Origin of the sequence: Kribbella sp. VKM Ac-2566, assembly GCF_004366005.1 — a bacterium.
GTDB classification, from domain to species: Bacteria; Actinomycetota; Actinomycetes; order Propionibacteriales; family Kribbellaceae; genus Kribbella; species Kribbella pratensis.
The window spans coordinates 658,671-683,611 of the sequence record NZ_SODT01000008.1 but is presented as its reverse complement, the minus strand read 5'-3'; the positions used below and the strand labels follow the sequence as shown (position 1 = coordinate 683,611).

Sequence of the window (24,941 nt, the reverse complement as noted above, 5' to 3'; positions counted from 1 at the left end):
CAGCATGCCGACTCCTGTCTGCGTCGATGTTTGATCGTGCGCGAGCTCTTGCGTTTTTGTAGTGAGAGCGTTGTCATGGGATCGCCTTTCTCCGCCCCGAAAGGACGCGCTCATGTTCAAAGTCCTCACCGCAGCAGTCCTCGTGGCTTCGGCCGTCCTGGTCCCGACAGGTCAGGCAACACCCGACTGGCGGGTTGGTATACCACCCCTCACCACCCCGTGGACGGACGACGTCTCGCCCACGAACGCCCTCCCGGAGTACCCACGCCCGCAGCTGACCCGCCCGGAATGGCGCAACCTCAACGGCCTCTGGGAGTGGGCGCCCGCCGCGATGGACGAGCAGCCCCCGTTCGGACGCACGCTCACTGAGAAGGTGCTCGTCCCGTACCCGATCGAGTCCGCCCTGTCCGGTCTGCAGAAGCACGAGGACCGCATGTGGTACCGCCGTACCTTCCAGGTCCCGGACACCTGGAAGGGCCGGCGGCTCGTGCTGCACTTCGGCGCGGTCGATTACGACGCGAAGGTATGGGTGAACGGACGGCAGGTCGCCACGCACCGCGGCGGGTACGACGGCTTCGACGTCGACGTCACCAACGCCCTGCACGCGAAGGGCGCGCAGGAGCTGATCGTCTGGGCGGAGGACCTCACCGACGAGACGTACCAGCCGATCGGCAAGCAGCGCGAGGTCAGCGACCACGGCATCTTCTACCAGGGCAGCTCCGGCATCTGGCGCACCGTCTGGATGGAGCCGGTGAACGTCGCCTCGATCAGCCGCCTCCGACTCACGCCGAACCTGCCGAACCAGACCCTCAAGGTGACCGCGGAGACCTCCGGCCCGACCAACCTCGACGTCGAGGTGACGGCGTACGACGGACGCCGGCAGGTCGGCCAGGTGAGAGGTAAGGCGGACACCGAACTCCGGCTGAAGATCCCGAACCCGAAGACCTGGTCGCCCGCCAACCCGTTCCTGTACGACCTCAAGGTCAAGCTGCTCGACCGCGGCAAAACGGTAGACCAAATCGGTTCGTACGCCGGGATGCGCTCGGTCGGCCTGCAGAAAGGGGCCGATGGCAAGCTTCGGATGGCGCTGAACGGGAAGATCCTGTTCAACCTGTCCACCCTCGACCAGGGCTTCTGGCCGGACGGACTGAACACGGCGCCGACCGACGCGGCGCTCCGCTTCGACCTCGAGCAGCACAAGCGACTCGGCTTCAACACCGTCCGCAAACACATCAAGGTCGAGCCGGACCGCTGGTACTACTGGGCCGACAAGCTCGGCCTGATGGTGTGGCAGGACATGCCGGCGTCGAAGACCGACGCGATGCCCGAGCCGTGGCGGACCCAGTTCAAGTCCGAGCTGCACGAGATGGTCGAGGAACACAAGAGCTTCACGTCGATCGCCGTATGGGTGCCGTTCAACGAGGGCTGGGGCGAGTGGGACCGGACCGAGACCGGCGCGATCGCCGCCTCGGTGAAGGCGCAGGACCCGTCCCGCCTGGTCAATGCCCACAGCGGCGTGAACTGCTGCAACTCCCACGGCGACTCCGGCCGCGGTGATCTCCTCGACTATCACGCGTACCTCGGCCCGGCGACCACGGCGCCGACGAGCGACCGTGCGGCGGTCGACGGTGAGCACGGCGGGTTCGGCCTGAAGGTGCCCGACCACATGTGGTTCGGCGACGGGTCGGCGTACGAGATGGAGCCGGACTCGGCGACGCTCACCCGCAGGTACGTCGAGAACCAGACCGATGTGCTGAGATCCGCCGAGCAGTGTGGGATCAGCGGCTCGGTCTACACCCAGATCACCGACGTCGAGGGGGAGCTGAACGGCTTCTTCACGTACGACCGCCGGGTGCCGAAGATGGACTTTGTCCAAGTTCGGACGATCAACAAACAGATTGTCGACAATGCGGACGGAACCGGCACCGGAACCCCGGACCCCGGCTCGGGCACGCCCGGCGCCGACGGGATCCACTTCTACCCGCTGGACGGATCCGGAGAAGATGCCGTAGGCAACAACGACGCGACCCTGCAAGGCGGCGCGGTCTACGGACCGGGCAAGAACGGCCAAGGCCTCGCGCTGAACGGATCCGGCCAGTACGCCGACGCCGGCGCGGCGCTGCTCGACACCAGCAAGAACTACACCGCCAGCGCCTGGGTGAAGCTGAACAAGGCCGACGGCTCGTTCCAGACGTTCGTCAGCCAGGACGGCGATCGCGACAGCGCTTTCTTCCTGCAGTACTCCGGCCAGGACCAGCGGTTCGCGATGAGCTTCCCGGGGATCCGCGCGCTGTCGCCGACGAAGCCGAACCCAGGGCAGTGGTACCACGTCACCGGCGTACGCGACGTGGTGAAGGGTGAGCTGCGGCTGTACGTCGACGGTCAGCTCGTCGCCGCCAAGTCCGCCTGCACGCTGGATTCGAGCTCGCCCGGCAACACGGTGATCGGCCGGGCGAAGTTCGGCGGCAACCAGGTCGACTTCCTGGACGGGACGATCGACCAGGTGCACCTGTTCGACCGGGCCCTGACCGACGCGGAGGTGCAAGCCCTGTACGCATCAGGGCGCTAGTTCGAGATGCGCGGAAGCCGCCGAGCCCTGATCCTGGTAGGTAACCGACCAGCGGAGGTGAGTGCGATGGCCGCACCGAGCCAGGTGCTCGCATCCCACTCCACCAGCCGGTTCCGCCCGCCACGTTTCGGGCTCGGCGGCTCACATCTCGGTGAATCAGAAGACGAGACCGCAGTCGCGACGATCGACGCGGCGTACCAGGCCGGCATCAGGTTCTTCGACACGTCCCCGGCGTACGGCGATTCCGAGCGACGACTCGGTACGGCGTTGCAGCGGCGGCCGCGTGGTGAGTTCCTGGTGTCGACGAAGGTGGTCGGCGCCGACCCGGAGGAGTCGGTCCGGACGAGCAGCGAGCGACTCGGTCTGGCCGTCGATCTGGTGTTCGCGCAGCACGACGACGCGGCGTACCCGGTGCTCGATCGGTTGCGGCGCGACGGCGTGATCAAGGCGTTCGGAGCGGTGTCGGACGATTGGCGCGAGCTCGATCGGCTGGTGCGGGACGTCGAGCTGGACTGTGTGCTGCTCACCGGGCAGTACGAGCTGCTCGATCAGTCGGCGCGGCCGCTGCTGGATCGTTGCGTCGCGCGCGGCGTCTCCGCGGTCGTGTCCGGCGTTCTGACGCCACAAGTGCTGCACATGGAGACCGTCCAAGCACGCCGGCTCTCGGCGGTCTGCGAGCGGTACGGCGTCTCACTGCCGCAGGCCGCACTCTCCTTTCCCAGCAGGCATTCCGCGGTCACCTCGGTACTGATCGCGGCGTCGTCACCCGCGGAGATCCGGGCCGACGCGGCGCTCGTCCGGCGGCCGGTGCCGGAGCGGCTCTGGAAGGATCCGGAGTTGCTGCGCTTGCTATCCTGACACCAGGAGTTCGTGTTCCAGCGGGCTCCCCGGACGAGCGGCGCCGTACCCGGTCGGAGAAGACGACGCCTTGCCCCTCAGGGAGGGGGTCGTCCCATGCATGCGATCGACGTCGTCGAAATCGTTGGCGCGGTCACCATTCTGGTGGCGTTCGCGGCCGCCCAGGCCGGCAAGCTGCAGCAGCGCACGATCACGTACCAGCTCCTGAACCTGCTCGGATCGGGGGCGCTGGCAACGATCGCGGCCATGCAGCTGTCGTGGGGCTTCCTGCTGCTGGAGGGCAGCTGGGCGGTGATCAGCCTGCTCGGTCTACGGAGCCTGCTGAGGCGCAAGCAACCGAACTAGAACTTGTCGCCCGGGTTCGTCGCCGTACCGGGTGAACCCGTCGGCGCCACCGTCGGGATACCGGTGCTCGGTGTGCCCGTTGTCGGGCTGGCCGTCGGCGGCGTGGCGGACCCCGTCCCGGTCCCGGGCGGCGGTGTGGTGGGCGTGACGGTGACCGTCGTGGTCCCGGTCGGGGTCGGGATGACGGGCTCCGGCTCCAGCGGCGCGGCGTGCCGGAACAGCAGCCACGCCAGGAACACCGCGAGCGCCATGATCACGGCCATCGTCAGCAGTGCGAACGCCAAGGCCCATCGCGACGCCGGGCGCAGCGCGTTCGGCCACGGCAGCGGCCAGATCCGGAACAGGCCGGGGCGCCGCCGGTTCTCCCAGTAGTGCCGGAAGTCCGGTCCGCGGAGCTTCCCGGGCTGCGGGATCCGGTCCATCAACACCGCGGACAGGACCTCTTCGCCGCGGCGTTCCGCGATCAGCCGCTCGTCGGACGCCGCACTGGACCCGTCGTCGGTCCGGATCGGCCCGATCGCGACCCAGAGCGCGAGATCGTCGTCGTCGGAGTCGTTGTGCGCGAGTACGGCGTCCTCGGGGAGCTCGTCGACGGCGTTCACGAACCGCTCCCGGGCGGCGGCGTCGTCGGCCGAACCTTCGGTCATCATCGCGACGATCGCGTCCCGCCCGTCCTCGGAGCTGGCGGTGTACAGATAACCGGCCGCGTTGGCGCCGAGGCGGCCGCGGAGCCAGAACTCGCCGACCCGCGGCGGGTCCTCCGGCTGCAGCGGGAGGGCGTCCGGAATCTCCAGCGCAGGCCGGTCCTCCGGCTGCACCTTCGGCTGGGATTCGGTCGCAGTCATCACCCCAATCCCACCACATCCCCGGTAGCACGCGCACCGAACCCACCTCGAGCACCCGTCACCCATTTCCGGACCGGGGTGCTCCAGGTACGGCGGGAGCTGGATTTGGGGTGGCGGGGGAGGATGGGACGGGGCTCCGGGAGCGCTGGCCCCGGTGATCTGATGGAATGGCTGGTGTTGCCAGTGGGGAATGACAAGGCTCGCGTGCGGGCCCCGGAAGGACAGGCATGACCGAAACCACGGTGCCGGCAGGAACGGTGGCCCAGCAGTCCCGGCTGATCGGCGAGGCCCTTGGCGAGGTCAAGCGGGTGATCGTCGGCCAGGAGCACATGGTCGAGACCTTGATGGTGTCGCTGCTGGCCAAGGGTCACTGCCTGCTCGAGGGTGTTCCGGGTGTTGCCAAGACGCTTGCCGTCCGGACCTTCGCCAGCGTGGTCGGCGGCACGTTCGCCCGGATCCAGTTCACCCCGGACCTGGTCCCGTCCGACATCGTCGGCACCCGGATCTACCGGCAGACCCGGGAGACCTTCGACATCGAGCTCGGCCCGACGTTCGTGAACTTCGTGCTGGCCGACGAGGTCAACCGCGCGCCGGCCAAGGTGCAGTCCGCGATGCTGGAGCTGATGGCCGAGCGGCAGGTGTCGATCGGCGGCCAGACGTTCCCGATGCCGAAGCCGTTCATCGTGATCGCGACCCAGAACCCGATCGAGTCCGAGGGCGTGTACCCGCTGCCCGAGGCGCAGCGCGACCGGTTCCTGGTGAAGATCGACGTACCGCATCCGCGCGGGCACGAGGAGTTCGAGATCCTCCGCCGGATGAGCGTCGATCCGCCGGAGCCGCGGCAGGTGCTCAAGCCGGAGACGATCCTCGAGCTGCAGCGGACCGCGGAGCAGGTCTTCGTGCACAACCTCGTCGCGGAGTACGCCGTGCGCCTGGTGATGGCGACCCGGACGCCGACCGACTTCCACCTGCCCGACCTGGAGCCGATCATCGAGCTCGGCGTCAGCCCGCGCGCGACCCTCGGCCTGATCGCGGCCGGCCGGGCGCTGGCGCTGATCCACGGCCGGGACTACCTGCTGCCGAGCGACGTCCAGACCGTCGCGCTCGACGTGATGGGGCACCGGCTCGGGCTGACCTTCGACGCGGTCGCGGACAACATCGACCCGCGCGCGGTGATCGAGCGGATCCTGGCCACCGTCCCGCCGCCGCAGCCGGTCTGGCGTGACGGCACCGACGGCTCCGGCCGCCCGGAGTTCGTGTAGTGCCCAACCGTCCAGATCCGCGGGTTGCGATGACGATCTCGCAGCTCGCCCCCGAGCGTGCCTTGCGGCGGCTGGAGCTGACCGTCGTACGGCGGCTCGAGGGCTACCTGCACGGGGAACACCTCGGCCTGCTCCCGGGGCCCGGCACCGAGCTCGCCGAGGCGCGGGAGTACCAGGTCGGCGACGACGTACGGCGGATGGACTGGGCGGTCACCGCGCGCACCACGGTTCCGCACGTCCGTGACCTGATCGCGGACCGGGAGCTGGAGACCTGGGCGCTGGTGGACCTGTCCGGCTCGATGGACTTCGGTACGTCGACACTCGAGAAGCGGGAGCTCGCGGTCGCGGCCGTCGCCACGGTCGGGTTCCTGACCCACCGGCTGGGCGACCGCTTCGGTGGGCTGATGCTGCGCGACTCGGCGCTGCGCCGCTGGCCGGCGCGGTCCGGGCGGCTCGCGCTCTACGGCCTGCTGCGCGCGCTGCTGGCCGAGCAGTTCAACAGCGACGAGGAGGCACACCGCAGCGACCTGGCCGCGGCGCTCGAGTCGATGGCGCGGACGCAGCGCAAGCGCGGGCTGCGTGTGATCGTCTCCGACTTCCTCACGCCGCACGACGGCGAGGTGGCCAGCCAGATCGAGCCGTCCTGGGAGCGCGCGATGCGCAAGCTGACCGCGCAGCACCAGGTGCTGGCGGTCGAGATCGTCGACCCGCGCGAGCTGGAGCTGCCGAACATCGGCGTCGTCACGATCGGTGACCCGGAGACCGGTGAGGTGCGCGAGATCGACACCCGGCGGCGCAAGGTCCGGGAGGCTTTCGGGACGGCCGCGCTCGCGCAGCGGGAACGAACGCGTGCCGCCCTGCGTAGGGTAGGTGCCGGGCATCTGGTGCTGCGGACCGACCGCGACTGGGTCGCCGACACCGTGCGGTTCGTGCTCGCCTACCGGCATGTCGCAGCCCGTCTGCACCAACCGCCGAAGGGAGTGGCTCGCTGATGGAGTTCCTGTCTCCGGCCAGATTGTGGTTCCTGCTGCTCATCCCGCTGATCCTGGCGGGTTACATCTTTCTCCAGCACCGTCGCTCGCAGTACGCGCTGCGCTTCACCAACATCGCGCTGCTGGACCGGGTCGCGCCGCGGCGGCCGCAGTGGCGGCGGCACCTTGCCGTCGGGCTGGCGTTGCTGGCCGCGCTGACCTGCGTCGTGGCGTTCGCGCAGCCGAAGGCCAAGGTGAAGGTGCCGCGCGAGCGGGCGACGATCGTGGTGGCGATCGACGTCTCGCTGTCGATGATGGCCACCGACATCGACCCGAACCGGCTCGAGGCCGCGAAGAAGTCGGCCAAGAACTTCGTCAACCAGCTGCCGGGCAAGTTCAACGTGGCGCTGGTGAACTTCGCCGGTACGGCGTCGATCATCGTGCCGCCGACCACCGATAGGGCGACCGTGCTGCGCTCGATCGACGGGCTCGAGCTGGCCGAGTCGACCGCGACCGGTGAGGGCATCTACACCTCGCTGCAGGCGCTCACCCAGGTCCCGCCGGACCCCGAGCACCCCACCGAGCCGGCTCCGGCGCGGATCGTGCTGCTGTCCGACGGGAAGCGGACCGTCGGCCGGACCGCCCAGGAGGGCGCGCAGGCCGCGAAGGCGAAGAGCACCCCGGTGTACACGATCTGCTTCGGCACCGACTCGGGCTTCATCGAGATGGACGGCATCCGGCAGCGGGTCCCACCGGACCGGGCCGAGCTGCGCTCGGTCGCCGAGATCAGCGGCGGCAAGGCCTACACCGCGGAGTCGGCCGGTGAGCTCGAGGACGTCTACAAGGACATCGGCTCCTCGGTCGGGTACGACGAGGTCGACAAGGAGATCACCGCCCGGTACGCCGGGATCGCGATGCTCTTCACCCTCGCCGCCGCCGGCGCGTGCATCGCCCTCGCCACCCGCTTCCCCTAGCAATCGGCTCGCCCCCACGCCAGATCGTGACGGCGCGGGCGCTCGCGACACAGCAGGCCGGCGCGGTGGTTCTCGCGATCTCCAGCGACAGCCCACAGGTGTTCGCGGACCGTTCTTCGCCGAGCTGGATCCGCGGCGGGTCCAGCTGAGATCGCGACACGACGGTGATGTAGTTGACACGGCGAGGCTGCTGGTGTTGGAGGGGGCTGTGGTGCAAGATGTATCAGAGTTCCGCGGGGCATCTTGTGATGCCTTGAGGGATCAGTACCGCCAGGACCGACAGGCAAGTGATCGAGAACGCTGGGGAAGGCGCCCCTCGAGCACAGGAGGTCCCGGTGGCGACAACTCGTGGCGTTCTGTACGTCCACACGGTGCCGTCAGCGTTGTGTCCGCATGTCGAGTGGGCAGCGGGCGGCATCCTTGGCGTGCCCGTGAAACTGGATTGGACACCGCAGCCGGCGGCCCAGGGCCAGTACCGGGCCGAACTGTCGTGGCAGGCTGAGGCCGGGACCGCGGCGAAGCTGGCGTCCGCCCTGCGCGGATGGCAGAAGCTCCGGTTCGAGGTGACCGAGGAGCCGAGCAACGGCGTCGAGGGCGAGCGGTACTCCTTCACCCCGGCGCTCGGGGTCTTCCACGCGACGACCGGCGTCCACGGCGACATCATGGTGCCCGAGGAGCGGTTGAAGGCGGCCATGCTGAAGGCGGCGAGCGGTGAGGCCGACCTGACCGAGGAGGTCGAGCGGCTGCTCGGTCGCCCGTGGGACGACGAACTCGAGCCCTTCCGGTACGCCGGCGACGGCGCCCCGGTGCGCTGGCTCCACCAGGTCGTCTGAGGACTTGCTGAGAACTTCAGAAGAAACCTGTGAACCAGGGGACTTCGCCGAACTTTTCGGTGAGACTGGGCATCAGACGTTCTACAAAGGGTGGGAGGGGCCGTGGCCGCTGGGCCACCGGGTGTCGGGACACCCCCGGTGGTTGTGAACAACAGCGGCCGCACCACGTGAAGGGCACGGATCTCCGGATCCGTGCCCTTCAAGCCGTTTCAGGGGTGTCTACAGCGGGATGTTGCCGTGGTTGCCGCGGATCGGGCCGTCGGCCTCGGCCTTGGCCAGGGCGGTCGCGAGGGCCGTGCGGGTGCGGGTCGGTTCGACGACCTCGTCGACGACGCCGATCTCGATGGCCCGATCGATGCCGCCGGCAATCTTCTCGTGCTCCACGGCCAGCTCGGCCTCGACCTGGGGCCGGAGCTCCGGGTCCACCTCGGCGAGCTTGCGGCGGTGCAGGACCCGGATGGCCGCCACCGCGCCCATCACGGCGACCTCGGCGCGCGGCCACGCGAAGACCCGGGTGGCGCCCAGCGAGCGCGCGTTCATCGCGATGTACGCCCCGCCGTACGTCTTTCGCGTCACCAGCGTCACCCGCGGTACGACGGCCTCCGCGAACGCGTGCAGCAGCTTCGCGCCCCGTCGTACGACGCCGTCCCACTCCTGACCGACACCCGGCAGATACCCCGGTACGTCGACCAGCACGACGAGCGGTACGCCGAACGCGTCGCACATCCGGACGAACCGGGACGCCTTCTCCGCGGACAGCGCGTCCAGGCAGCCACCGAGCCGGAGCGGGTTGTTCGCGATCACGCCGATCGTGCGGCCGCCGAGGCGACCGAGCGTGGTGACGATGTTCGGCGCCCACCGCTGGTGCAGTTCGACCTGTGAAGACTCAGCGTCCTCGTCGAGCACACCTCCGACCAGCGGGTGGACGTCGTACGCGCGCTTCGCCGACTCGGGCAGGAACCCGGACAGATCGGTGTCCGGGATCGCGGTCGACATCGTGCCCTGGTTGGCGAGCAGGTCGGCCAACCGGCGGGCCTGCTCCAGCGCTGTCGCCTCGCTGTCGGTGGTGATGTGGACGACGCCGGATCGCCGCCCGTGCGGCTCGGGGCCGCCGAGGCGGAGCATGTCGACGTCCTCACCGGTGACCGAGCGGACCACGTCCGGGCCGGTCACGAAGATCCGGCCCTCCGGACCGAGGATGACGACATCGGTGAGCGCCGGACCGTACGCCGCTCCGCCGGCCGCCGGGCCGAGGACGACGGAGATCTGCGGGATCTTCCCGGAGGCCTGCGTCATCGCGTAGAAGATCTTGCCGACGGCGTGCAGGCTGAGCACGCCCTCGGCCAGCCGCGCGCCGCCGGAGTGCCACAGGCCGATGATCGGCACCTGCTCCGCGCGGGCGACCTCGTAGGCCTTGACCACCACGTCGCAGCCGATGTCGCCCATCGCGCCGCCCATCACGGTGGCGTCGGAACAGAACGCCACGACCTTCGCCCCGGCAATCCGCCCGCGGGCCGCGATCATCCCCGACAGATCATCGGGGGTGATCAGCTCCAGACTGCCCGGATCGAGCAGGTTCGTGAGCCGGGTGACGGGGTTCCGCGGATCCAGCTCACGGGGCAGCTTGGCGGGTTTCGCCGGAGCGACGGTCATCGGGCCTCCAGGGACTACAGGGTTTTGAAGGCGATGGCGGCGTTGTGGCCGCCGAAGCCGAAGGAGTTGTTCAGGGCCGCGATGTCCCCGTCGGGCAGCTTGCGCTGCTCGGTCGCGACGTCCAGGTCGATCTCGTCGTCGAGCTTGTCCACGTTGATGGTCGGCGGCGAGACCCTGTTCTTCAGGGCGAGCACGGTGGCGACCGACTCGACCGCACCGGCACCGCCGAGCAGGTGACCGATCATCGACTTCGGCGCGGTGGCGACCGCGTGGTCGGCCTCCTTGCCGAGCGCCTGCCGGATCGCGATCGACTCGGCGATGTCGCCCTGCGGCGTCGAGGTGGCGTGCGCGTTGATGTGGAAGATGTCGGCCGGGCTCAGGTCGCCCTCGGACAGCGCCCGCAGCATCGCTCGCCGCGCACCGGAACCGGTGGGGTCGGGCTGCGCGATGTCGTGGCCGTCGGCGGAGATCCCCGCACCGGCGAGCTCGGCGTAGATCTTCGCGCCGCGCGCCTTCGCGTGCTCGTACGACTCCAGGATCAGGATCCCGGCGCCCTCTCCGAGCAGGAACCCGTCGCGGTCCACGTCCCACGGACGCGACGCCTTCTCCGGGTCGTCGTTGCGCTTGCTGAGCGCCTGCATCATCCCGAACGCGGCCAGCGGCAGCGCCATGATCGCGCCCTCGGCGCCACCGGCGACCACCACGTCCGCGCGGCCGAGCCGGATCTGGTCGAGCCCCAGCCAGATCGCCTCGTTGCCGGACGCACAGGCCGACACCGGGGTGTGGACGCCGGCCTTCGCGCCGAGCTCGAGGCTGACGTACGCCGCCGACGAGTTCGGCATCAGCATCGGGATCGCCAAGGGCGACACCCGGCGCGGGTTCTGCTGCAAGGCGTCGTAGTTCGACAGGGTGGTGTGCAGGCCGCCGATCCCGGAGGCGACCGCGACGCCGAGGCGCTCCTTGTCGAGCCCGGAGTCCTCCAGGCCGGAGTCGGCCCAGGCCTCACGGGCGGCGACGAGGGCGAGTTGCGCCGTACGGTCGAGACGGCGGGCCTTGACGCGCTCGATGACCTCGGTCGGCTCGACCGCGACCGGTGCGGCGATCTGCACCGCCAGGTTCTGCACCCACTCGTCGGTCAGCCGCCGTGCGCCGGAGCGACCGGCCAGCAACCCTTCCCAGGTGCTGGCCACATCGCCGCCGAGCGGAGTCGTGGCTCCGAGTCCGGTGATGACGACTCGGGTCTTCGACATGGTTACCTCATCCTTCACATGAGCGTTCTGCGGTTGGGAGCGAGGGGTGGTACTGCGTGGTGCTCATCAGACTGCCTTGCGAAGAAGGGGCCCGATGAGCACCCAGGCCAGCGCGGATGACGGTGACGTCAGCCGTTCTGGGCGCGCTCGATGAACGCGACCGCGTCGCCCACGGTCTTCAGGTTCTTGACCTCGTCGTCGGGGATCTTCACGTCGAACTTCTCCTCGGCGGCCACCACGACCTCCACCATGGAGAGCGAGTCGACGTCGAGGTCGTCGGTGAAGGACTTGTCCAGCTGGACGTCCTCGACCGGGATGCCGGCGATCTCGTTCACGATCTCGGCGAGGCTGGAACGGATCTCTTCGGTGCTGGCCATGTTCTCTGGTTCCCTTTCGGATTTCTTCTGGCTTGTACAGCCGGATGCAGCCACCTGAGCTGCTCCCGGACAACTATGGACTACGGAAGACGGATGACCTGGGCGGCGTACACCAGCCCGGCTCCGAAGCCGATGATCAGGGCGAGGTCGCCGCTCTTGGCCTCGCCGGCCTCGCGCATCGCGGTGATCGCGAGCGGGATCGACGCGGCCGAGGTGTTGCCCTGGCGCTCGATGTCGCGGGCGATCTTCACGTGCTCGGGCAGCTTCAGCGTGCGGCGCATCGCGTCGGTGATCCGCATGTTCGCCTGGTGCGGGACGAACAGGTCGAGCTGCTCCGCCTTCACACCGGCCACGTCCAGCGCCTGCTGCGCGGCCTTGGCCATCTCGAACGACGCCCAGCGGAACACCGGGTTGCCGTCCATCGTCAGATGCGGCCAGTTGTGGTTGCCGTGCACCTCCTGCCAGGACTCCTTCTGGCTGATCACCTGGTGCTGCGTGCCGTCCGAGCCCCACACGACCGGGCCGATCCCCGGTTCGTCGGTCGGTCCCACGATCGCGGCGCCGGCGCCGTCGGCGAAGATGAACGCCGTACCGCGGTCGGTCCGGTCGGTGATGTCGCTGAGTCGCTCGACCCCGATCGCCAGTACGTACTTCGCGCTGCCGCCGCGGACCAGGTCGTTGCCCATCGCGACGCCGTAGCAGAAGCCCGCACAGGCCGCGGAGATGTCGAACGCCGCCGCTGTCGGGGCGCCGACCTCGACCGCGATCCGGGTGGCGATGGCGGGCGTCTGGTACAGGTGCGTGACGGTCGCGACGATGACGCAACCGATCTCGGCCGGGTCGATACCGGAGTCGGCGATCGCTTCCTTGGCCGCGTTCACCGACATCATCAGGACGGTCTCGTCCTCGCTCGCCCAGCGCCGCTCCTTGATCCCGGAGCGGGTCTGGATCCACTCGTCGCTGGAGTCGATCTGCTCGAGGATCTCGGAGTTCGGCACCGCCCGCCGCGGCCGGTACGACCCGATGCCGAGAATTCCGGCGTACTGCGCGCCTGTCGATGCGGTGATCATGCGGGGCTCCCGGCGGGGTGCAGGCGGACCAGGGGCTGGCCGGGGGCGACCGGGTCGCCTTCCTCGACGAGCCACTCGACGACGATGCCGCCGTGCGGTGCGGTCACGTCGACCTCGTCCCGCAGGCTCGCCACCTTCGCGACGACCTCACCGGCCTCGACGGTCGCACCGGTCTCCCGGAGTACGTCGACCTTGCGGGTGAAGGTGCCCTTGATCGGGGCGACCAGCAGGCGCCAGGTGGGGGAGGCGTCGATCTCGGACGGGCTGCCGTGCTTCTCGACGAACGCGCGGGCGTCGTCGAGCTGGTCCGGGGTCTTCAGCGCGAACGTCTCGACACCCTTCAGAGCGCGCCGAGCGATCCCGGTCAGGGTGCCCGCCGGCGGCAGTTCCAGGATGCCGGTCACCTCGAGGTCGGACATGGTCTGCATGCACAGGTCCCAGCGGACCGGCGCGTTCACCTGGTTGACGAGGCGCCGCAGGACGTCGCGGCCGTCGTGGACGACGTGGCCGTCGCGGTTCGAGATCAGGCGGGTCCGCGGGTCGTGGGTGCTGATCGCGGTCGCGTACTTCGCCAGCGTCTGGACGGCCGGCTCCATGTGCCGGGTGTGGAACGCACCGGCGACGGACAGCGGGATCAGCCGCGCCTTCGCGGGCGGATCGGCAGCCAGCGCAGCCAGCTCCTCGACGGTGCCTGCGGCAACGATCTGGCCGGGGCCGTTGTCGTTGGCCGGCGTCAGGCCGTGCTCGGCGAGCTTGGCGAGGATCTCCTCGCGGTCGCCGCCCAGCACCGCGGTCATCGAGGTCGGCGTCAGCGCGGCCGCGGCGGCCATCGCCTTGCCGCGCTCGCGGACCAGGACCATCGCCTGCTCGGCGGTCAGCACACCGGTGCCGGCCGCGGCGGCGAGCTCACCGACGCTGTGACCGGCGACCGCGCCGACCTTCGCGAAGGCGTCGGCCGGGTGCGGGAAGACCGCCAGCGCGGCCAGCATGCTGGAGGCGACCAGCAGCGGCTGCGCGATCGCGGTGTCCCGGATCGTGTCCGCGTCGGCTTCGGTGCCGTAGTGGGCGAGGTCGAGGCCGGCGACCGCGGAGAGCCAGTTCAGCCGGCTCTCGAACACGGGATCCGTCAGCCACGGCTCGAGGAATCCTGGGGTCTGGGCACCCTGACCGGGTGCGACGATGACGAGCACGTGCCCCACTCTCCCTTACACCTGCCGGTCGTGAGCGCAAAGGCGAGCACGAATTCTCCCGGGCGGGTTTGTGGAGATCCTACAAAACCGTGCCTCCGGGCTCGGGATTGAGCAGGCGACCCAAGGTCAGTGCGACACGCAACGTGAAACTGTCGCGGGGATTCAGCGGGTTGTACCCCGTGATGTCCGCCACACGCTTCAGCCGGTACCGGACGGTATTGGCGTGGATGAACATCGCCCGGGCCGTCGCCTCGATCGATCCGCCCGAGTCCAGGTACGCCGAGACCGTGTCGAGGAGCACGCCGTCGCCCACGGTGAGCGGGGCATAGACCTCGTTCGCGAGCTGCCGGCGGGCGTGGCCGTCTCCGGAGAGTGACCGTTCCGGGAGCAGTTCGTCGGCCGGCACCGGCCGCGGGGCGCCCGGCCAGGCCGCGGCGGCGCGCAGCCCGGCAACGGCGGCTCGTGCCGAGGTCACGGCCGACATCAGGTCCTTCACGACCGGTCCCACCACGATCGGACCGGGTCCAAACCAGGGCGCGAGTTTTTGTACGATCTCGACAGGTTTGCTTGTACCGCCGAGTACCACCACCAGGCGGTCGCCCTGGATGGCGCACAGAGCGTCAGCACCCGCCTCGCGGGCCGCGTGCCGGACCAGGTCCGCGACGTTCGAGCCGGCGTTGCGGGTTTCGGCCGGTTCGGCGGCGGGAGCCCGGCCGACCACCACGGCCACCTCCGCGGCTCCCGTCGTACCGGCGGCTCCGGTCCAGCCCAGAGCGGAGGCGCGAGAGCGGACCGACTCGTCGGCCTCACCGCGGATGACGGAGTCGACGAGGAGGGCTTCCAGACGGGCGTCCCAGGCGCCGCGCATCTCGGCCGCCTGCGCGTAGACGGTGGCGGCGGCGAACGCGACCTCGCGGGCGTACCGCTGGATGGCCTCGTGGACGATCGGGACGTCCGAGGGCGGGAGCAGGGTGCCGATGGTGTTCTCGATGGTCTCGATCGTCGTCCGCACCAGGTCGACGGTCTGGTGCAGCGAGATCACCCGGGTGAACTCGCGCGGCGCGGAGCCGAAGATCCGGGTCGGCATCGAGGAGTGTGCCTCGGGGTCGCGGAACCACTCGACGAACGCCGAGATCCCGGACTGCGCGACCAGCCCGATCCACGACCGGTCCTGCGCGGACAGCTTCCCGAACCACGGAAGCTTCTCTTCCATCGCCGCCATCGCGGCGGTGGCGAGCGCGCCGGTCGCTCCCTGCAACCGCTCCGCCCGCGCCAGATGCGCACCCTTCGCCACGAACCGACCATAGACCGCTGCCATGATGGGAGGCATGACGGACAACGCGGGCGTGGCGGACGCCGTAGCGGCCCTGCGGGCGATCGGGTACTACCTCGAGCGTGACCGGCAGCCGACGCACCGGGTGAAGGCGTACCGGCGGGCGGCCGACACGATCGCCGCGTTGCCGGCCGCCGAGGTACGGGCGCGCCGCCGCGCCGGGACCCTGACCGAGCTGCCGGGGATCGGGCCGAAGACCGAGGCCGTGATCATCGAGGCGATGGACGGCAAGACCCCGGCGTACCTGGTCAAGCTGGAGGGTGACGCGGAAGAGCTGACCGGCGCGGGCAAGGACCTCCGCGCCGAGCTGAAGGCCGACCTGCATCTGCACTCCGAGTGGTCCGACGGCGGCAGCCCGATCGAGGAGATGGCGCGTACGGCGCATCGCCTGGGCCACTCGTACATCGCGCTCACCGACCACTCGCCGCGGCTGACCGTCGCCAACGGGCTGTCCCGGGAACGGCGGCTGCAGCAGCTCGAGGTCGTTGCCGAGCTCAACAAGAAGCTCCAGGACGAGCTGGACGGCTTCACGATCCTGAACGGTATCGAGGTCGACATCCTCGACGACGGCTCGCTGGACTGCGACTCCGAGATCCTCGCCCGGCTGGACGTGGTGGTGGCCAGCGTCCACTCGAAGCTGCGGATGGCCTCCGAGCCGATGACCGAGCGGATGGTCCGCGCGATCGCCAACCCGCACGTGGACGTCCTCGGTCACTGCACCGGCCGGCTGATCACGGGCGGCCGCGGGACGCGCCCCGAGTCCGAGTTCGACGCCGAGGTGGTGTTCGAGGCGTGCCGCCAGTTCGGTACGGCGGTCGAGATCAACTCCCGTCCCGAACGGCTCGACCCGCCGAAGCGGCTGCTCTCGATGGCGGTCGAGATGGACTGCGTGTTCTCGATCGACACCGACGCGCACGCGCCCGGCCAGCTCGACTGGCAGGTCTACGGCTGCGAACGCGCCGAGGACTGCGGTGTGTCGCCCGACCGCGTCATCAACACCTGGGACCAGCAGAAACTCCTGGAATGGACGGCGTCATGAGTGATCTGGAGCAAGATCCGGTTGAGGTTGTCGGGACTGGCGACTGTGAGGGGCCCGCGCTGGAGATGCTCGAGGCGCGCGACGTCGTGCTGGGGCGGACCACGAAGGTACGTCGGCTGCTGCCGAACAAGAACCGCCGGATGGTCGGCGCCTGGTGCTTCGTGGACCACTACGGGCCGGAGGACCTGGCGCAGCGCGTCGACTCGTACGACGTACCGGGGGAGCGTGGCATGCAGGTCCCGCCGCACCCTCACACGAGCCTGCAGACGGTGAGCTGGCTGTTCGAGGGCGAGATCGAGCACCGTGACAGCGTCGGATCGCACGCGCTCGTCCGCCCGGGTGAGTTGAACATCATGACCGCCGGCAACGGCATCGCCCACTCCGAGGTCTCGACCCCGGACGCCCCGCCGAGGCTGCACGGCGCCCAACTGTGGGTCGCCCTGCCGGACGACGTCCGTACGACGACCCCACCCGCCTTCAACGCGTACGCCGATCTGCCGCGGCTCGGCCTCGACGGCGCGCAGGTGACCGTGATGATCGGGACCGTCGCCGGTGTCACGTCACCCGCCCCGGCGTACACCCCGCTCGTCGGCGCCGATGTCACGATCGAGCCGGGCCGCACTATCTCGCTCCCGCTGACACCGTCCAACGAGTACGCCGTCCTCGTGGTCGACGGATTGCTGACGGTCGGGGAATTGACGCCGGGCTTCGGCGAGATGACCTACCTCGGCGCCGATCGCGACGCGATCGAGCTCGTCGCCTCGAGCAATGGTGTGCGGTTCCTCCTGCTCGGCGGTGAACCGTTCGAGGAGGAGCTGGTGATGTGGTGGAACTTCATCGGCCGCTCGCACGAGGACATCGTCGCCGCGCGGGACGCCTGGCAGGCCGCCATCGATGCTGGGGGCAACGACAGGTTCAGCATGGTCCCCGGGTACGACGGCGATCCGCTGCCTGCTCCGCCGCTGCCCGGGACGACGCTCAAACCGCGACCGCGGTCGCGCTGACCCGGCGCCGGTAGTACGCCCAGGTGACGACCAGCAGTGCGGGTCCCCAGAGGTTGAGCGGCAGGTAGCAGGCCATCATCAGTACCTTCCAGCCCGTGCCCGAGAACGGGATGAAGTGGTCGGTGAACGCGTCGCGGAACCCGAAGGTCCAGATCGCGATCAGGGACAGCGATCCCAGGACGGCGGGCACGATCGCGGCGTACGGATGGACGCGCCGGCCGCCGATGAACGGGATCCAGCGCGGCGCGACCTCGCCCCAGCGGCTGACCAGGCCCAGCGCGGTCAGCGCGACCAGCTCGGACACGATCGACAGCGAGACGACGTACACCTTTTCGCCGATACCTCCGAGCAGGGCGGGGTTGCCGTTGTCGTCCAGCATGCCCATCGACGAACCGAAGACGAGACCCAGCCGCCAGAGTCCGGACGGCAGGGTCAGGAACGGGATCGCGTGGGCGAGGACGTAGGCCCAGCGGGGGACGGGACGCTCAGTTGTGCTCACGTTCCGAGCATCCGGCCTACCGCCCCGGCGCCGCCTCACCCGTCGGAGTGAACCTGCTCCCTCCGAGGACCGATCCCTTGCTCCAGTACGTCGAACGCCCGGTCGATGACCGCCACCTGGTCGCGGCGGACCTGCTCGACGTCGTCGCCGGCCACGATCCGGCCGACCGGGGTCCGGAAGATCGTGGTGATGGTGGCGGTCAGCAGGTTCGCGACCAGGCGTGCGGAGAACTCGTCGCCGGTCTCTTCGGCCAGTACGCCGGCCAGCATGTCGCTGATCTCGTGTTCCTGCTCGACCATGCGGGCCATCAGAGCGGGGCTGGACTGCAGCACGCTCCAGAACCCGTGCACGCCCGCGATCGCACCCGACAGCGGGTGCCCCGCAGCAAGCAACTCGTGGTGATAGCGGCGCATCGCGGTCGTCACCGGTTCGCCGGCAGGCCGGTCGCGGACGACGGTCTCGAGTTCACGGAGCCGGTCGAGGTGCCGGTCCAGGTACAGGTCCTCTTTGCGCGGGAAGTAGTTGAAGACCGTCATCTTGGACACACCGGCCGCCTCGGCGATCTCGGCGACCGTCACGGCGTCGAACCCGCGGGTCACGAACAGGCCGGTGGCCACGTCCGCGATCATCCGCCGGGTTGCCTGCTTCTTGCGTTCCCGCAGTCCTTGCTCCGCCATGGTCAGAATTGTACTGGACCAAATTTTATACTCGGTCTAAGATTTCGCCATGGACAACAAGGACGTGGTGATCGCCGGCGGCGGGCCGGCCGGACTGATGCTGGCCTGCGAGCTCGCGCTGGCCGGAGTCGGCGTACTGGTCGTCGAGCGGCTGCTCGAGATCGACCCGACGATCAAGGCCGGCTCGATCAACGTGCCGACCGCCGAGGCGTTGTACCGGCGCGGGATGCTACCGGCGCTGCAGGAGCACCAGCGGCTCGCATACGAGCAGATGAAGGCGTTCCGCAGCGGGAAGGCGCCGAGCGGTCCGCCGCCGGCCGGGCACTTCGCCGGGATCATGGTCAGCTCCGCCGGGGTGGACTTCGCGGATCCGGACTTCCGCGATGCCGGTCCCGCGGTGTCGGTGGTCGCGGTCGGGCAGCAGGCGATCGAGTCCGTACTGGGCGCGCGGGCCGCCGAGCTCGGCGTCGAGATCCGGCGTGGGGTGGAGGTCACCGGCTTCGACGCCGACGACGAGGGCGTAACGGTCCAGTTGAGCGCCGGCTCGGTGCGGGCGGGCTGGTTGGTCGGCGCCGATGGCGGCCGCAGTCTGGTACGCAAGCTGGCTGGGTTCGACTTCCCCGGTACCGAGCCGGCGATCACTGGCCGGCAGGCGATCGTGGAACTCGAAGGCGCCGAGGGCCTGCGCCGCAGCTGGAACTACACCGAGACCGGGCTCTACGCGCACGGACCGGTTCCCGGCAGGGTGCTGACCGTCGAGTTCGACGGCCCGCCGGAGGACCGCGACGCACCGATCACCGCCGACGAGATCCAGGGCAGCCTGCGGCGGGTCACCGGCGTCGACGTCACGGTCACCCGCCTGCTGTCGGCGACGAGGTTCACCGACAACGCACGGCAGGCCACGACGTACCGCATCGGACGCGTGCTGCTCGCCGGGGACGCGGCACACGTGCACTCACCCTTCGGCGGTCAGGGCCTGAACCTGGGAATCGGTGACGCGGTCAACCTCGGCTGGAAACTGGCCGCGACGATCCAGGGCACCGCGCCCGCGGGTCTCCTCGACACCTACACGACCGAGCGGCACCCGATCGGCGAGTGGGTCCTGGACTGGACACGCGCCCAGGTCGCCTTGATGCGCACGGATTTCCGGACCTCGGCGTTGCGCAGCGTGGTCAAGGACTTGCTCGAGACGGCGGGCGGTACGACGTACCTCGCGAAGAAGTTGTCCGGTGTTCTGCATCGCTACCCGATCGAGGGCACGCACGAGCTGGTCGGCTCGGGTGCGCCGGACTTCAAGTTCGCGGACGGTACGCGGCTGGGGGAGCACCTGTTCGACGGCAAGGCGCTGCTGCTGGACCTGTCCGATTCGGCGCAACTGCGCGACCTCGCATCCGGGCGGGTCCGCGTGCTCACGACGAAGTACGACGGCGACCTCACCGGCGTGCTGATCCGGCCGGACGGGTACGTCGCCTGGGCCGCCGCGGACGGCACCGCGACGGGACTGGATGAAGCGTTGTCGACCTGGGTGGCTCAGAGCAGGTCGTGATCGCGGGCGTACGCCGCGGCCGCGGTCCGGGACGGTACGTCGAGCTTCGCGAAGATGTTGGTGAGGTGCCGGGCGACGGTCTTGTCGCTCAGCACCAGCCGCTCCGCGATCTCGGCGTTGCTGTTGCCCACCGCAACCAGTCGCAGGACCTCGAGCTCGCGAGCGGTGAGACCGCCGGTGCTCTCGGTGTGCAGCAGCCGCTCGACTTCCTGCCGCGCAGGCACGACGCCGAGTTCGGTGAAACTGTGGCAGGCGGCCTTCAGTTCGGTGGTCGCAGAGTCCTCGTCCCCGAGCAACCGGAACGACCGTCCGACCAGTACCTTCGCCCGCGCCACCTCGTACGGGGCCTGCAACTCGTTCCACAACTGACCGGCAACCCTTGCCTGACGCAACGAGCGGTCCGGGTCGCGGTCCTGCAGCGCGACCAGCGCCAGACAGTACGCCGCCGACGCCCGTAGCCCCGCGCAGCCGAAGCTGTCGGCGATTGCCGACAACTCCTCAGCCGCCGACGAGGCCTCGTCCACGGCCTCGCCGGCGAGCAGGACCTCGACCGCGCCCGCGAGCAGCCGCGAACGATGCACCGGATCGCCGGTCTCCGCGAGCAGACGCCGTACGGCGGCAACCGCGGCCGCGGTCCGGCCACGGGCCAGCAGGAGCAGCGCCCGGCCCGGCTGCGGTTCGTGCCCGTACCCGGCCGCTTCGTCGTACGCCGCCTGCGCCGCCGAAAACTCGCCGCAGATCCGCAGTACGTCGCCCTGCTCGGTCAACGCGAGGCCGGCCGCGACCTGGGATCCCGCGGCCGCATACCGGCGGCAGGCGGCGTCGAACTCCGCCAGCGCCTCCGGGTACGCCGCGTGCAGGCGCAGGATCTGACCGCGATGGACCGCGCACTGCCCGGTGAACGGCACCAGGTCCGGCTGACTGTCGCACCAGCGCGTCAGCGCCGTCGTCCAGGCGGACGCACGAGCGAAGTCCAGTACCTCCTGGCAGGCCTCGATCATCGCGCAGTACACGTTGCCCGCGAAGATCGGCGAGAGCTCACCGGCCGCGACGGCGACCATCGCCTCGTCCAGCAGGGCCAGGCCCTCCGGCACCCGGCCGGAGTACATCAGCAGCCGGCCTTTGCAGACCAGGCTCTGGGCGAGCAGGTCGGGATCGGAGTGCCGGCGGGCGATGCCGATCATGTCCTCACTCACCGCCAGAGCGCCCGGGAAGTCACCGCTGTCCAGGCACCGGAAGAAGTCGTGGACGCGGAGGTAGCCGCGTTCCAGTACGTCCTCCGGCTGGTCCACCAGCAGGCGGTGGGCGCGGGCGGCCCAGCCACTGCCGACCGCCACCTCGCCGCGGACGTTGAGGACGAGCGCCAGCCAGAAGGCGAACCGCACCGCGCCCAGCACGTCGCCGGCGTCGATGCGCAGCCGGTAGCCGCGCTGCAGGGCGCGGATGCAGCCGTCCGTGTCACCGAGCAGGAACGCCGCCGTGGCCAGCGTCATCAGGTCTTCCGGGCCGAGGGCGGTCCCCGGCTCACCGTCCGCCATGGTGAGCCGGTCGTACGCGGCCGCCCAGTCGCGGCGCTCGAACGCCGTCCGGGCCCGCTGTAGATCGTCGACAATCCCCATCACATGCCCCCACTCGCGAGCATGCGCCTGTCGGTCACGCGGCGGCAAGACTCCGGTCCGTCCGGGACCGGGCCGCGATGTGTTTGGCGACGTACCCGGCGTCCCGCCCGACACCGGGCAGCACCATCGAGCTGAAGGAGTACTGGAAGGACAGACCGCAGAAGAACAGGCCTGGCGCGTCCGCGACCACGCCGCGGAACTCGCGTGGCCAGCCGTCGGGCCCGATCACCGGCGCCTTGATCCAGTCGAAGACCTGCTGGAAGCCGGTCGCCCAGACGACGTTGGCCACTTCGAGTACGCGGCCGTCCGCGAGCACGGGCTGCCCGTTCCGGGCGCCGGTCACCCGGTCGTGCACGCGCTCGACGCCACGCTCGAGCAGGTCCGCCCGCTTCACCCGGATCATCGGGCCGCCGTGGAACCGGATCTCCTCCATCGCCGACTTGCCGATCGGCGACCGGCGCGTGACCAGATGCCGTCCGACGAACAGGAACACCGGCCAGAAGATCGCCTGACCGCGTGCGCCGGGACGGAACGGCATCTGCCCGGGATCGCGACCGCACAGGATGGTGTCGTGGGTCTGCGCGACCTCGTACGCGACATCGGTGCCGGAGTGTGACGCGCCGACCACGAGCACCGGGCCGTCCTTGAGCTGCGCCGGCCGCCGGTACTCCGACGAGTGCAGTTGCCGGATCGCGGGATCCAGGTCGACGGCGAAGTCCGGGAGGTACGGCGTACGCCCGAAGGTGCCCGTGGCGACGACGACGTTGTCGGTCGCGATCCGCTCCGTGCCGGTGACCACGATCCAGCGGCCGTCGAGGCGCTCGATCCTTTCGACCCGGGTGTTGTGCCGGATCGGCAGGTCGAAACGGGTCGAATACGCGGCGAGGTAGTCGGCGACCTCGTCCTTGGTGGGGTAGTTCCACGGATCGCCCGGAAACGGCAGCCCGGGCAGGCCGTCGTACTTGGCGGGGGAGTAGAGCCGCAGGCTGTCCCACTGCGCCCGCCACTGGTCGCCGACCCGGGCGTTGCCGTCCAGGATCGTGAACGGCTCCCCGAGCCGTTGCAGGTGGTAGCCGGTGGCGAGTCCGGCCTGTCCGGCGCCGATGATGATGGTGTTCATGTCAGAACCTCCCTGACCTCCCTGACCTCGCGCCGGTGCCTGTGGAACTGATTGTGGAAGCGCAGCCACCACAGCAACATCAGCGCGGACGTCACGACGTAGAAGCCGTGCAGGAACCAGATCGGTCCTGGCGGCAGGTGCACCACGTAGATGCAGTGGACGGCGTTGCCGACGTTGGCCAGCACCAGGTTGGCCGGGCTGTACGACGCGAGGTCGCGGGTCCGGATCGCCCGGACCACCATCGGCAGGGCGCTCGACGCGAAGAGGATGGTGGACATCGTCCCCGCGAGAAGAGCAACGCTTGCGCCAGTCATGTCACTGACGCTAGGTCTCCCGGGCCGCCGTCCGCGTCGGACGGAATGCGCAACTCGCGAACGGTGCGACTACGACGTTTCTCGTACGTCGGCACTGTCCCGGACGTCGGTGTGCCGCCGGATCCACGGTGCCAGCGCGAAGACGACGACCGCGACCACGATCGTCACGACCGCGAGGCCACCGAAGTACGCCGTGTCCGACGCATCCTCGGTCGCCTGCACGAGCTGGGCGGTGATCGCCTGACCCGCTGCCGGGGCGAGGAACCACAGCGCCATCATCTGGCTGAGGAACGCACGCGGCGCGAGGACGGTCGTCGCGGCCAGGCCGACGGGGGAGAGGAACAGTTCGCCGAGAGTCTGGATCACGTACACGGCCACCAGCCACAGCGGCGACGCGAGGTTGTCCCCGGCAACCGACGAGGCGAGCGCCGTCACCGCGAACGAGATGCCGGCCAGCAGCAGCCCGGTCGCGAACTTCTGCCCGATCGACGGCCCGCGGTCGCCGAGCCGGATCCAGATCACCGCGAACACCGGCGCCAGCACAACGATCGAGAACGGGTTGACGGACTGGAAGAACTCCGGCGAGATCTCGATCCCGAACAGGTCCAGTTGCGTCCGGCTCGCCGCGAACGTCGTCAGCGTGGTCGCGGCCTGCTCGAACAGCATGAAGAACAGCATCGCCGCGACGAACAACGGGATGTACGCGCGGACCCGCTGCCGTTCGACCGGCGTGACCAGCGGGCTCCGCAGCAGCATCACGAAGTACGCGATCGGCGCCAGGAAGCACACGTACGAGATGGCGTCCACGACCGGCCGCGGGCCGACGCCTCCGGATCGCCAGGCCGACCAGGCGAACACCACACCGAGCAACGCGACGACCGCGGCCGAGACCTTGATCATCGTCGGCCGGTCGGCTGCGGTCAGTGGATTCGGCGGGGTGTCGCCGCGGCCGTGCAGGGTGCGCCGACCGAGCAGGTAGGCGACCAGCGCCAGCGTCATACCGACCGCGGCCGCCGCGAACGCGACGTGGAACCCGAACTCGCGGCGCAGGAACCCGACCACGAACGGCGCCGAGAACGACCCGATGTTGATCCCCATGTAGAAGATCGAGAACGCCGAGTCCCGTCGCGTATCGCCTTGCTCGTAGAGCGCGCCGACCATCGTGGACACGTTCGGCTTCAGCAGTCCGGTGCCGAGGGCAACCAACGCGATCCCGGCGTACGCCGGGCCGGTCGACGGCAGGGCGAGACACAGGTGGCCGGAGACGATCACGGTACCGCCGTACAGGACGGTGCGACGGGCACCGAACACGCGGTCCGCGAACCAGCCGCCGAGGACCGACAGCAGGTAGACCGAGGCGCCGTAGATCGACACCACTGCCTGCCCGAGTGACTCACCGAGGCCGAGCCCGTGCGCCTGGTCGGTCAGGTACAGCAGCAGGATCGCGCGCATTCCGTAGTAGCTGAACCGCTCCCACAGCTCCGTGGTGAACAGCGTCATCAACCCGCGAGGATGACCGAAGAAAGTCTTCTCCTCCGCGATGTCCTGTTGCGTTCCGGACACGCTCAACTACTCCCCGTCGTCGACAAACGG

23 protein-coding genes and 1 riboswitch are annotated in these 24,941 nt (G+C 69.6%); of the genes, 10 read left to right on the top strand and 13 right to left on the bottom strand.

The window, feature by feature from the left end:
- Positions 1–112: 112 nt before the first annotated feature.
- The 3 genes from EV647_RS06170 to EV647_RS06160 all read left to right on the top strand — a co-directional run bounded on the left by EV647_RS06170 (position 113) and on the right by EV647_RS06160 (position 3,772).
- Positions 113–2,569 (top strand): LamG-like jellyroll fold domain-containing protein, encoded by a 2,457-nt coding sequence (locus EV647_RS06170; RefSeq protein ID WP_133999675.1) that lies wholly within the window; start codon positions 113–115, stop codon positions 2,567–2,569.
- 66 nt (positions 2,570–2,635) lie between these two features.
- Entirely contained in the window at positions 2,636–3,427 is a 792-nt protein-coding gene (locus EV647_RS06165) for an aldo/keto reductase (protein ID WP_166680228.1), read from the top strand.
- 3 nt (positions 3,428–3,430) lie between these two features.
- Positions 3,431–3,499: riboswitch (guanidine-III (ykkC-III) riboswitch) on the top strand.
- Between the two features lie 24 nt (positions 3,500–3,523).
- Complete coding sequence (locus EV647_RS06160) at positions 3,524–3,772, top strand: hypothetical protein (protein ID WP_133999669.1); 249 nt, start codon at positions 3,524–3,526, stop codon at positions 3,770–3,772.
- Here the strand turns inward: EV647_RS06160 and EV647_RS06155 are convergent.
- Positions 3,769–4,617, bottom strand: coding sequence for a hypothetical protein (locus tag EV647_RS06155; protein ID WP_133999666.1), 849 nt, complete (start codon positions 4,615–4,617; stop codon positions 3,769–3,771). The genes EV647_RS06160 and EV647_RS06155 overlap by 4 nt on opposite strands.
- A 227-nt stretch (positions 4,618–4,844) precedes the next feature.
- Between EV647_RS06155 and EV647_RS06150 the strand changes: the two genes are divergently transcribed.
- The 4 genes from EV647_RS06150 (at position 4,845) to EV647_RS06135 (ending at position 8,657) form a co-directional block, all read left to right on the top strand.
- On the top strand, positions 4,845–5,879 hold the full coding sequence (locus EV647_RS06150; protein WP_133781515.1) for a MoxR family ATPase: 1,035 nt from the start codon (positions 4,845–4,847) through the stop codon (positions 5,877–5,879).
- Positions 5,880–5,908: 29 nt separating this feature from the next.
- Positions 5,909–6,871, top strand: coding sequence for a DUF58 domain-containing protein (locus EV647_RS06145; protein ID WP_133999663.1), 963 nt, complete (start codon positions 5,909–5,911; stop codon positions 6,869–6,871).
- A complete protein-coding gene (locus tag EV647_RS06140) occupies positions 6,871–7,824 on the top strand; it encodes a VWA domain-containing protein (RefSeq protein WP_133999660.1) in 954 nt (317 codons plus the stop codon). Before EV647_RS06145 ends, EV647_RS06140 begins: the two co-directional genes overlap by 1 nt.
- A gap of 335 nt (positions 7,825–8,159) precedes the next feature.
- Positions 8,160–8,657: a DUF3145 domain-containing protein gene (locus EV647_RS06135; RefSeq protein WP_130380557.1), complete on the top strand. Its 498-nt coding sequence runs from the start codon at positions 8,160–8,162 to the stop codon at positions 8,655–8,657.
- Between the two features lie 219 nt (positions 8,658–8,876).
- Here EV647_RS06135 and EV647_RS06130 read toward each other — a convergent pair whose 3' ends face one another.
- From EV647_RS06130 to EV647_RS06105, 6 genes are all read right to left on the bottom strand, one after another.
- Complete coding sequence (locus EV647_RS06130) at positions 8,877–10,310, bottom strand: acyl-CoA carboxylase subunit beta (protein ID WP_133999657.1); 1,434 nt, start codon at positions 10,308–10,310, stop codon at positions 8,877–8,879.
- A 14-nt stretch (positions 10,311–10,324) separates the two neighbouring features.
- Positions 10,325–11,560, bottom strand: a complete 1,236-nt coding sequence (gene fabF, locus EV647_RS06125) for a beta-ketoacyl-ACP synthase II (RefSeq protein ID WP_133999654.1) — start codon at positions 11,558–11,560, stop codon at positions 10,325–10,327.
- Positions 11,561–11,688: 128 nt separating this feature from the next.
- Positions 11,689–11,937 carry an acyl carrier protein gene (locus tag EV647_RS06120; RefSeq protein WP_130380551.1) on the bottom strand — a complete coding sequence of 83 codons (249 nt, stop codon included), beginning with the start codon at positions 11,935–11,937 and terminating at the stop codon, positions 11,689–11,691.
- Positions 11,938–12,017: 80 nt separating this feature from the next.
- A complete protein-coding gene (locus EV647_RS06115) occupies positions 12,018–13,007 on the bottom strand; it encodes a beta-ketoacyl-ACP synthase III (RefSeq protein WP_133999651.1) in 990 nt (329 codons plus the stop codon).
- Positions 13,004–14,197, bottom strand: coding sequence for an acyltransferase domain-containing protein (locus EV647_RS06110; RefSeq protein WP_133999648.1), 1,194 nt, complete (start codon positions 14,195–14,197; stop codon positions 13,004–13,006). Before EV647_RS06110 ends, EV647_RS06115 begins: the two co-directional genes overlap by 4 nt.
- A gap of 79 nt (positions 14,198–14,276) precedes the next feature.
- Positions 14,277–15,491 (bottom strand): CdaR family transcriptional regulator, encoded by a 1,215-nt coding sequence (locus EV647_RS06105; RefSeq protein WP_238175173.1) that lies wholly within the window; start codon positions 15,489–15,491, stop codon positions 14,277–14,279.
- 34 nt (positions 15,492–15,525) lie between these two features.
- On the opposite strand from EV647_RS06105, the gene EV647_RS06100 reads away from it, so the two are divergent.
- On the top strand, positions 15,526–16,569 hold the full coding sequence (locus tag EV647_RS06100; protein ID WP_202876050.1) for a PHP domain-containing protein: 1,044 nt from the start codon (positions 15,526–15,528) through the stop codon (positions 16,567–16,569).
- Positions 16,566–17,573 (top strand): pirin family protein, encoded by a 1,008-nt coding sequence (locus EV647_RS06095; RefSeq protein WP_133999640.1) that lies wholly within the window; start codon positions 16,566–16,568, stop codon positions 17,571–17,573. The genes EV647_RS06100 and EV647_RS06095 overlap by 4 nt, the downstream gene beginning before the upstream one ends.
- On the opposite strand, the gene EV647_RS06090 is transcribed toward EV647_RS06095, so the two are convergent.
- The gene (locus EV647_RS06090) at positions 17,548–18,072 is read right to left on the bottom strand and encodes a hypothetical protein (RefSeq protein WP_133999637.1); all 525 of its coding nucleotides are present in this window, start codon (positions 18,070–18,072) and stop codon (positions 17,548–17,550) included. The genes EV647_RS06095 and EV647_RS06090 overlap by 26 nt on opposite strands.
- A gap of 35 nt (positions 18,073–18,107) precedes the next feature.
- Positions 18,108–18,749, bottom strand: a complete 642-nt coding sequence (locus EV647_RS43350; RefSeq protein WP_133999634.1) for a TetR/AcrR family transcriptional regulator — start codon at positions 18,747–18,749, stop codon at positions 18,108–18,110.
- 49 nt (positions 18,750–18,798) lie between these two features.
- Here EV647_RS43350 and EV647_RS06080 point away from each other — a divergent pair, with 49 nt between their 5' ends.
- Positions 18,799–20,295, top strand: a complete 1,497-nt coding sequence (locus EV647_RS06080) for an FAD-dependent monooxygenase (RefSeq protein ID WP_133999631.1) — start codon at positions 18,799–18,801, stop codon at positions 20,293–20,295.
- Here EV647_RS06080 and EV647_RS06075 read toward each other — a convergent pair.
- From EV647_RS06075 to EV647_RS06060, 4 genes are all read right to left on the bottom strand, one after another.
- A complete protein-coding gene (locus EV647_RS06075; protein WP_133999628.1) occupies positions 20,280–21,914 on the bottom strand; it encodes a LuxR family transcriptional regulator in 1,635 nt (544 codons plus the stop codon). The genes EV647_RS06080 and EV647_RS06075 overlap by 16 nt on opposite strands.
- Positions 21,915–21,948: 34 nt before the next feature.
- Complete coding sequence (locus tag EV647_RS06070) at positions 21,949–23,034, bottom strand: NAD(P)/FAD-dependent oxidoreductase (protein ID WP_133999625.1); 1,086 nt, start codon at positions 23,032–23,034, stop codon at positions 21,949–21,951.
- On the bottom strand, positions 23,031–23,348 hold the full coding sequence (locus tag EV647_RS06065) for a hypothetical protein (protein ID WP_133999622.1): 318 nt from the start codon (positions 23,346–23,348) through the stop codon (positions 23,031–23,033). Before EV647_RS06065 ends, EV647_RS06070 begins: the two co-directional genes overlap by 4 nt.
- 69 nt (positions 23,349–23,417) lie before the next feature.
- Positions 23,418–24,911, bottom strand: coding sequence for a peptide MFS transporter (locus EV647_RS06060; RefSeq protein ID WP_133999620.1), 1,494 nt, complete (start codon positions 24,909–24,911; stop codon positions 23,418–23,420).
- Positions 24,912–24,941: the final 30 nt, after the last annotated feature.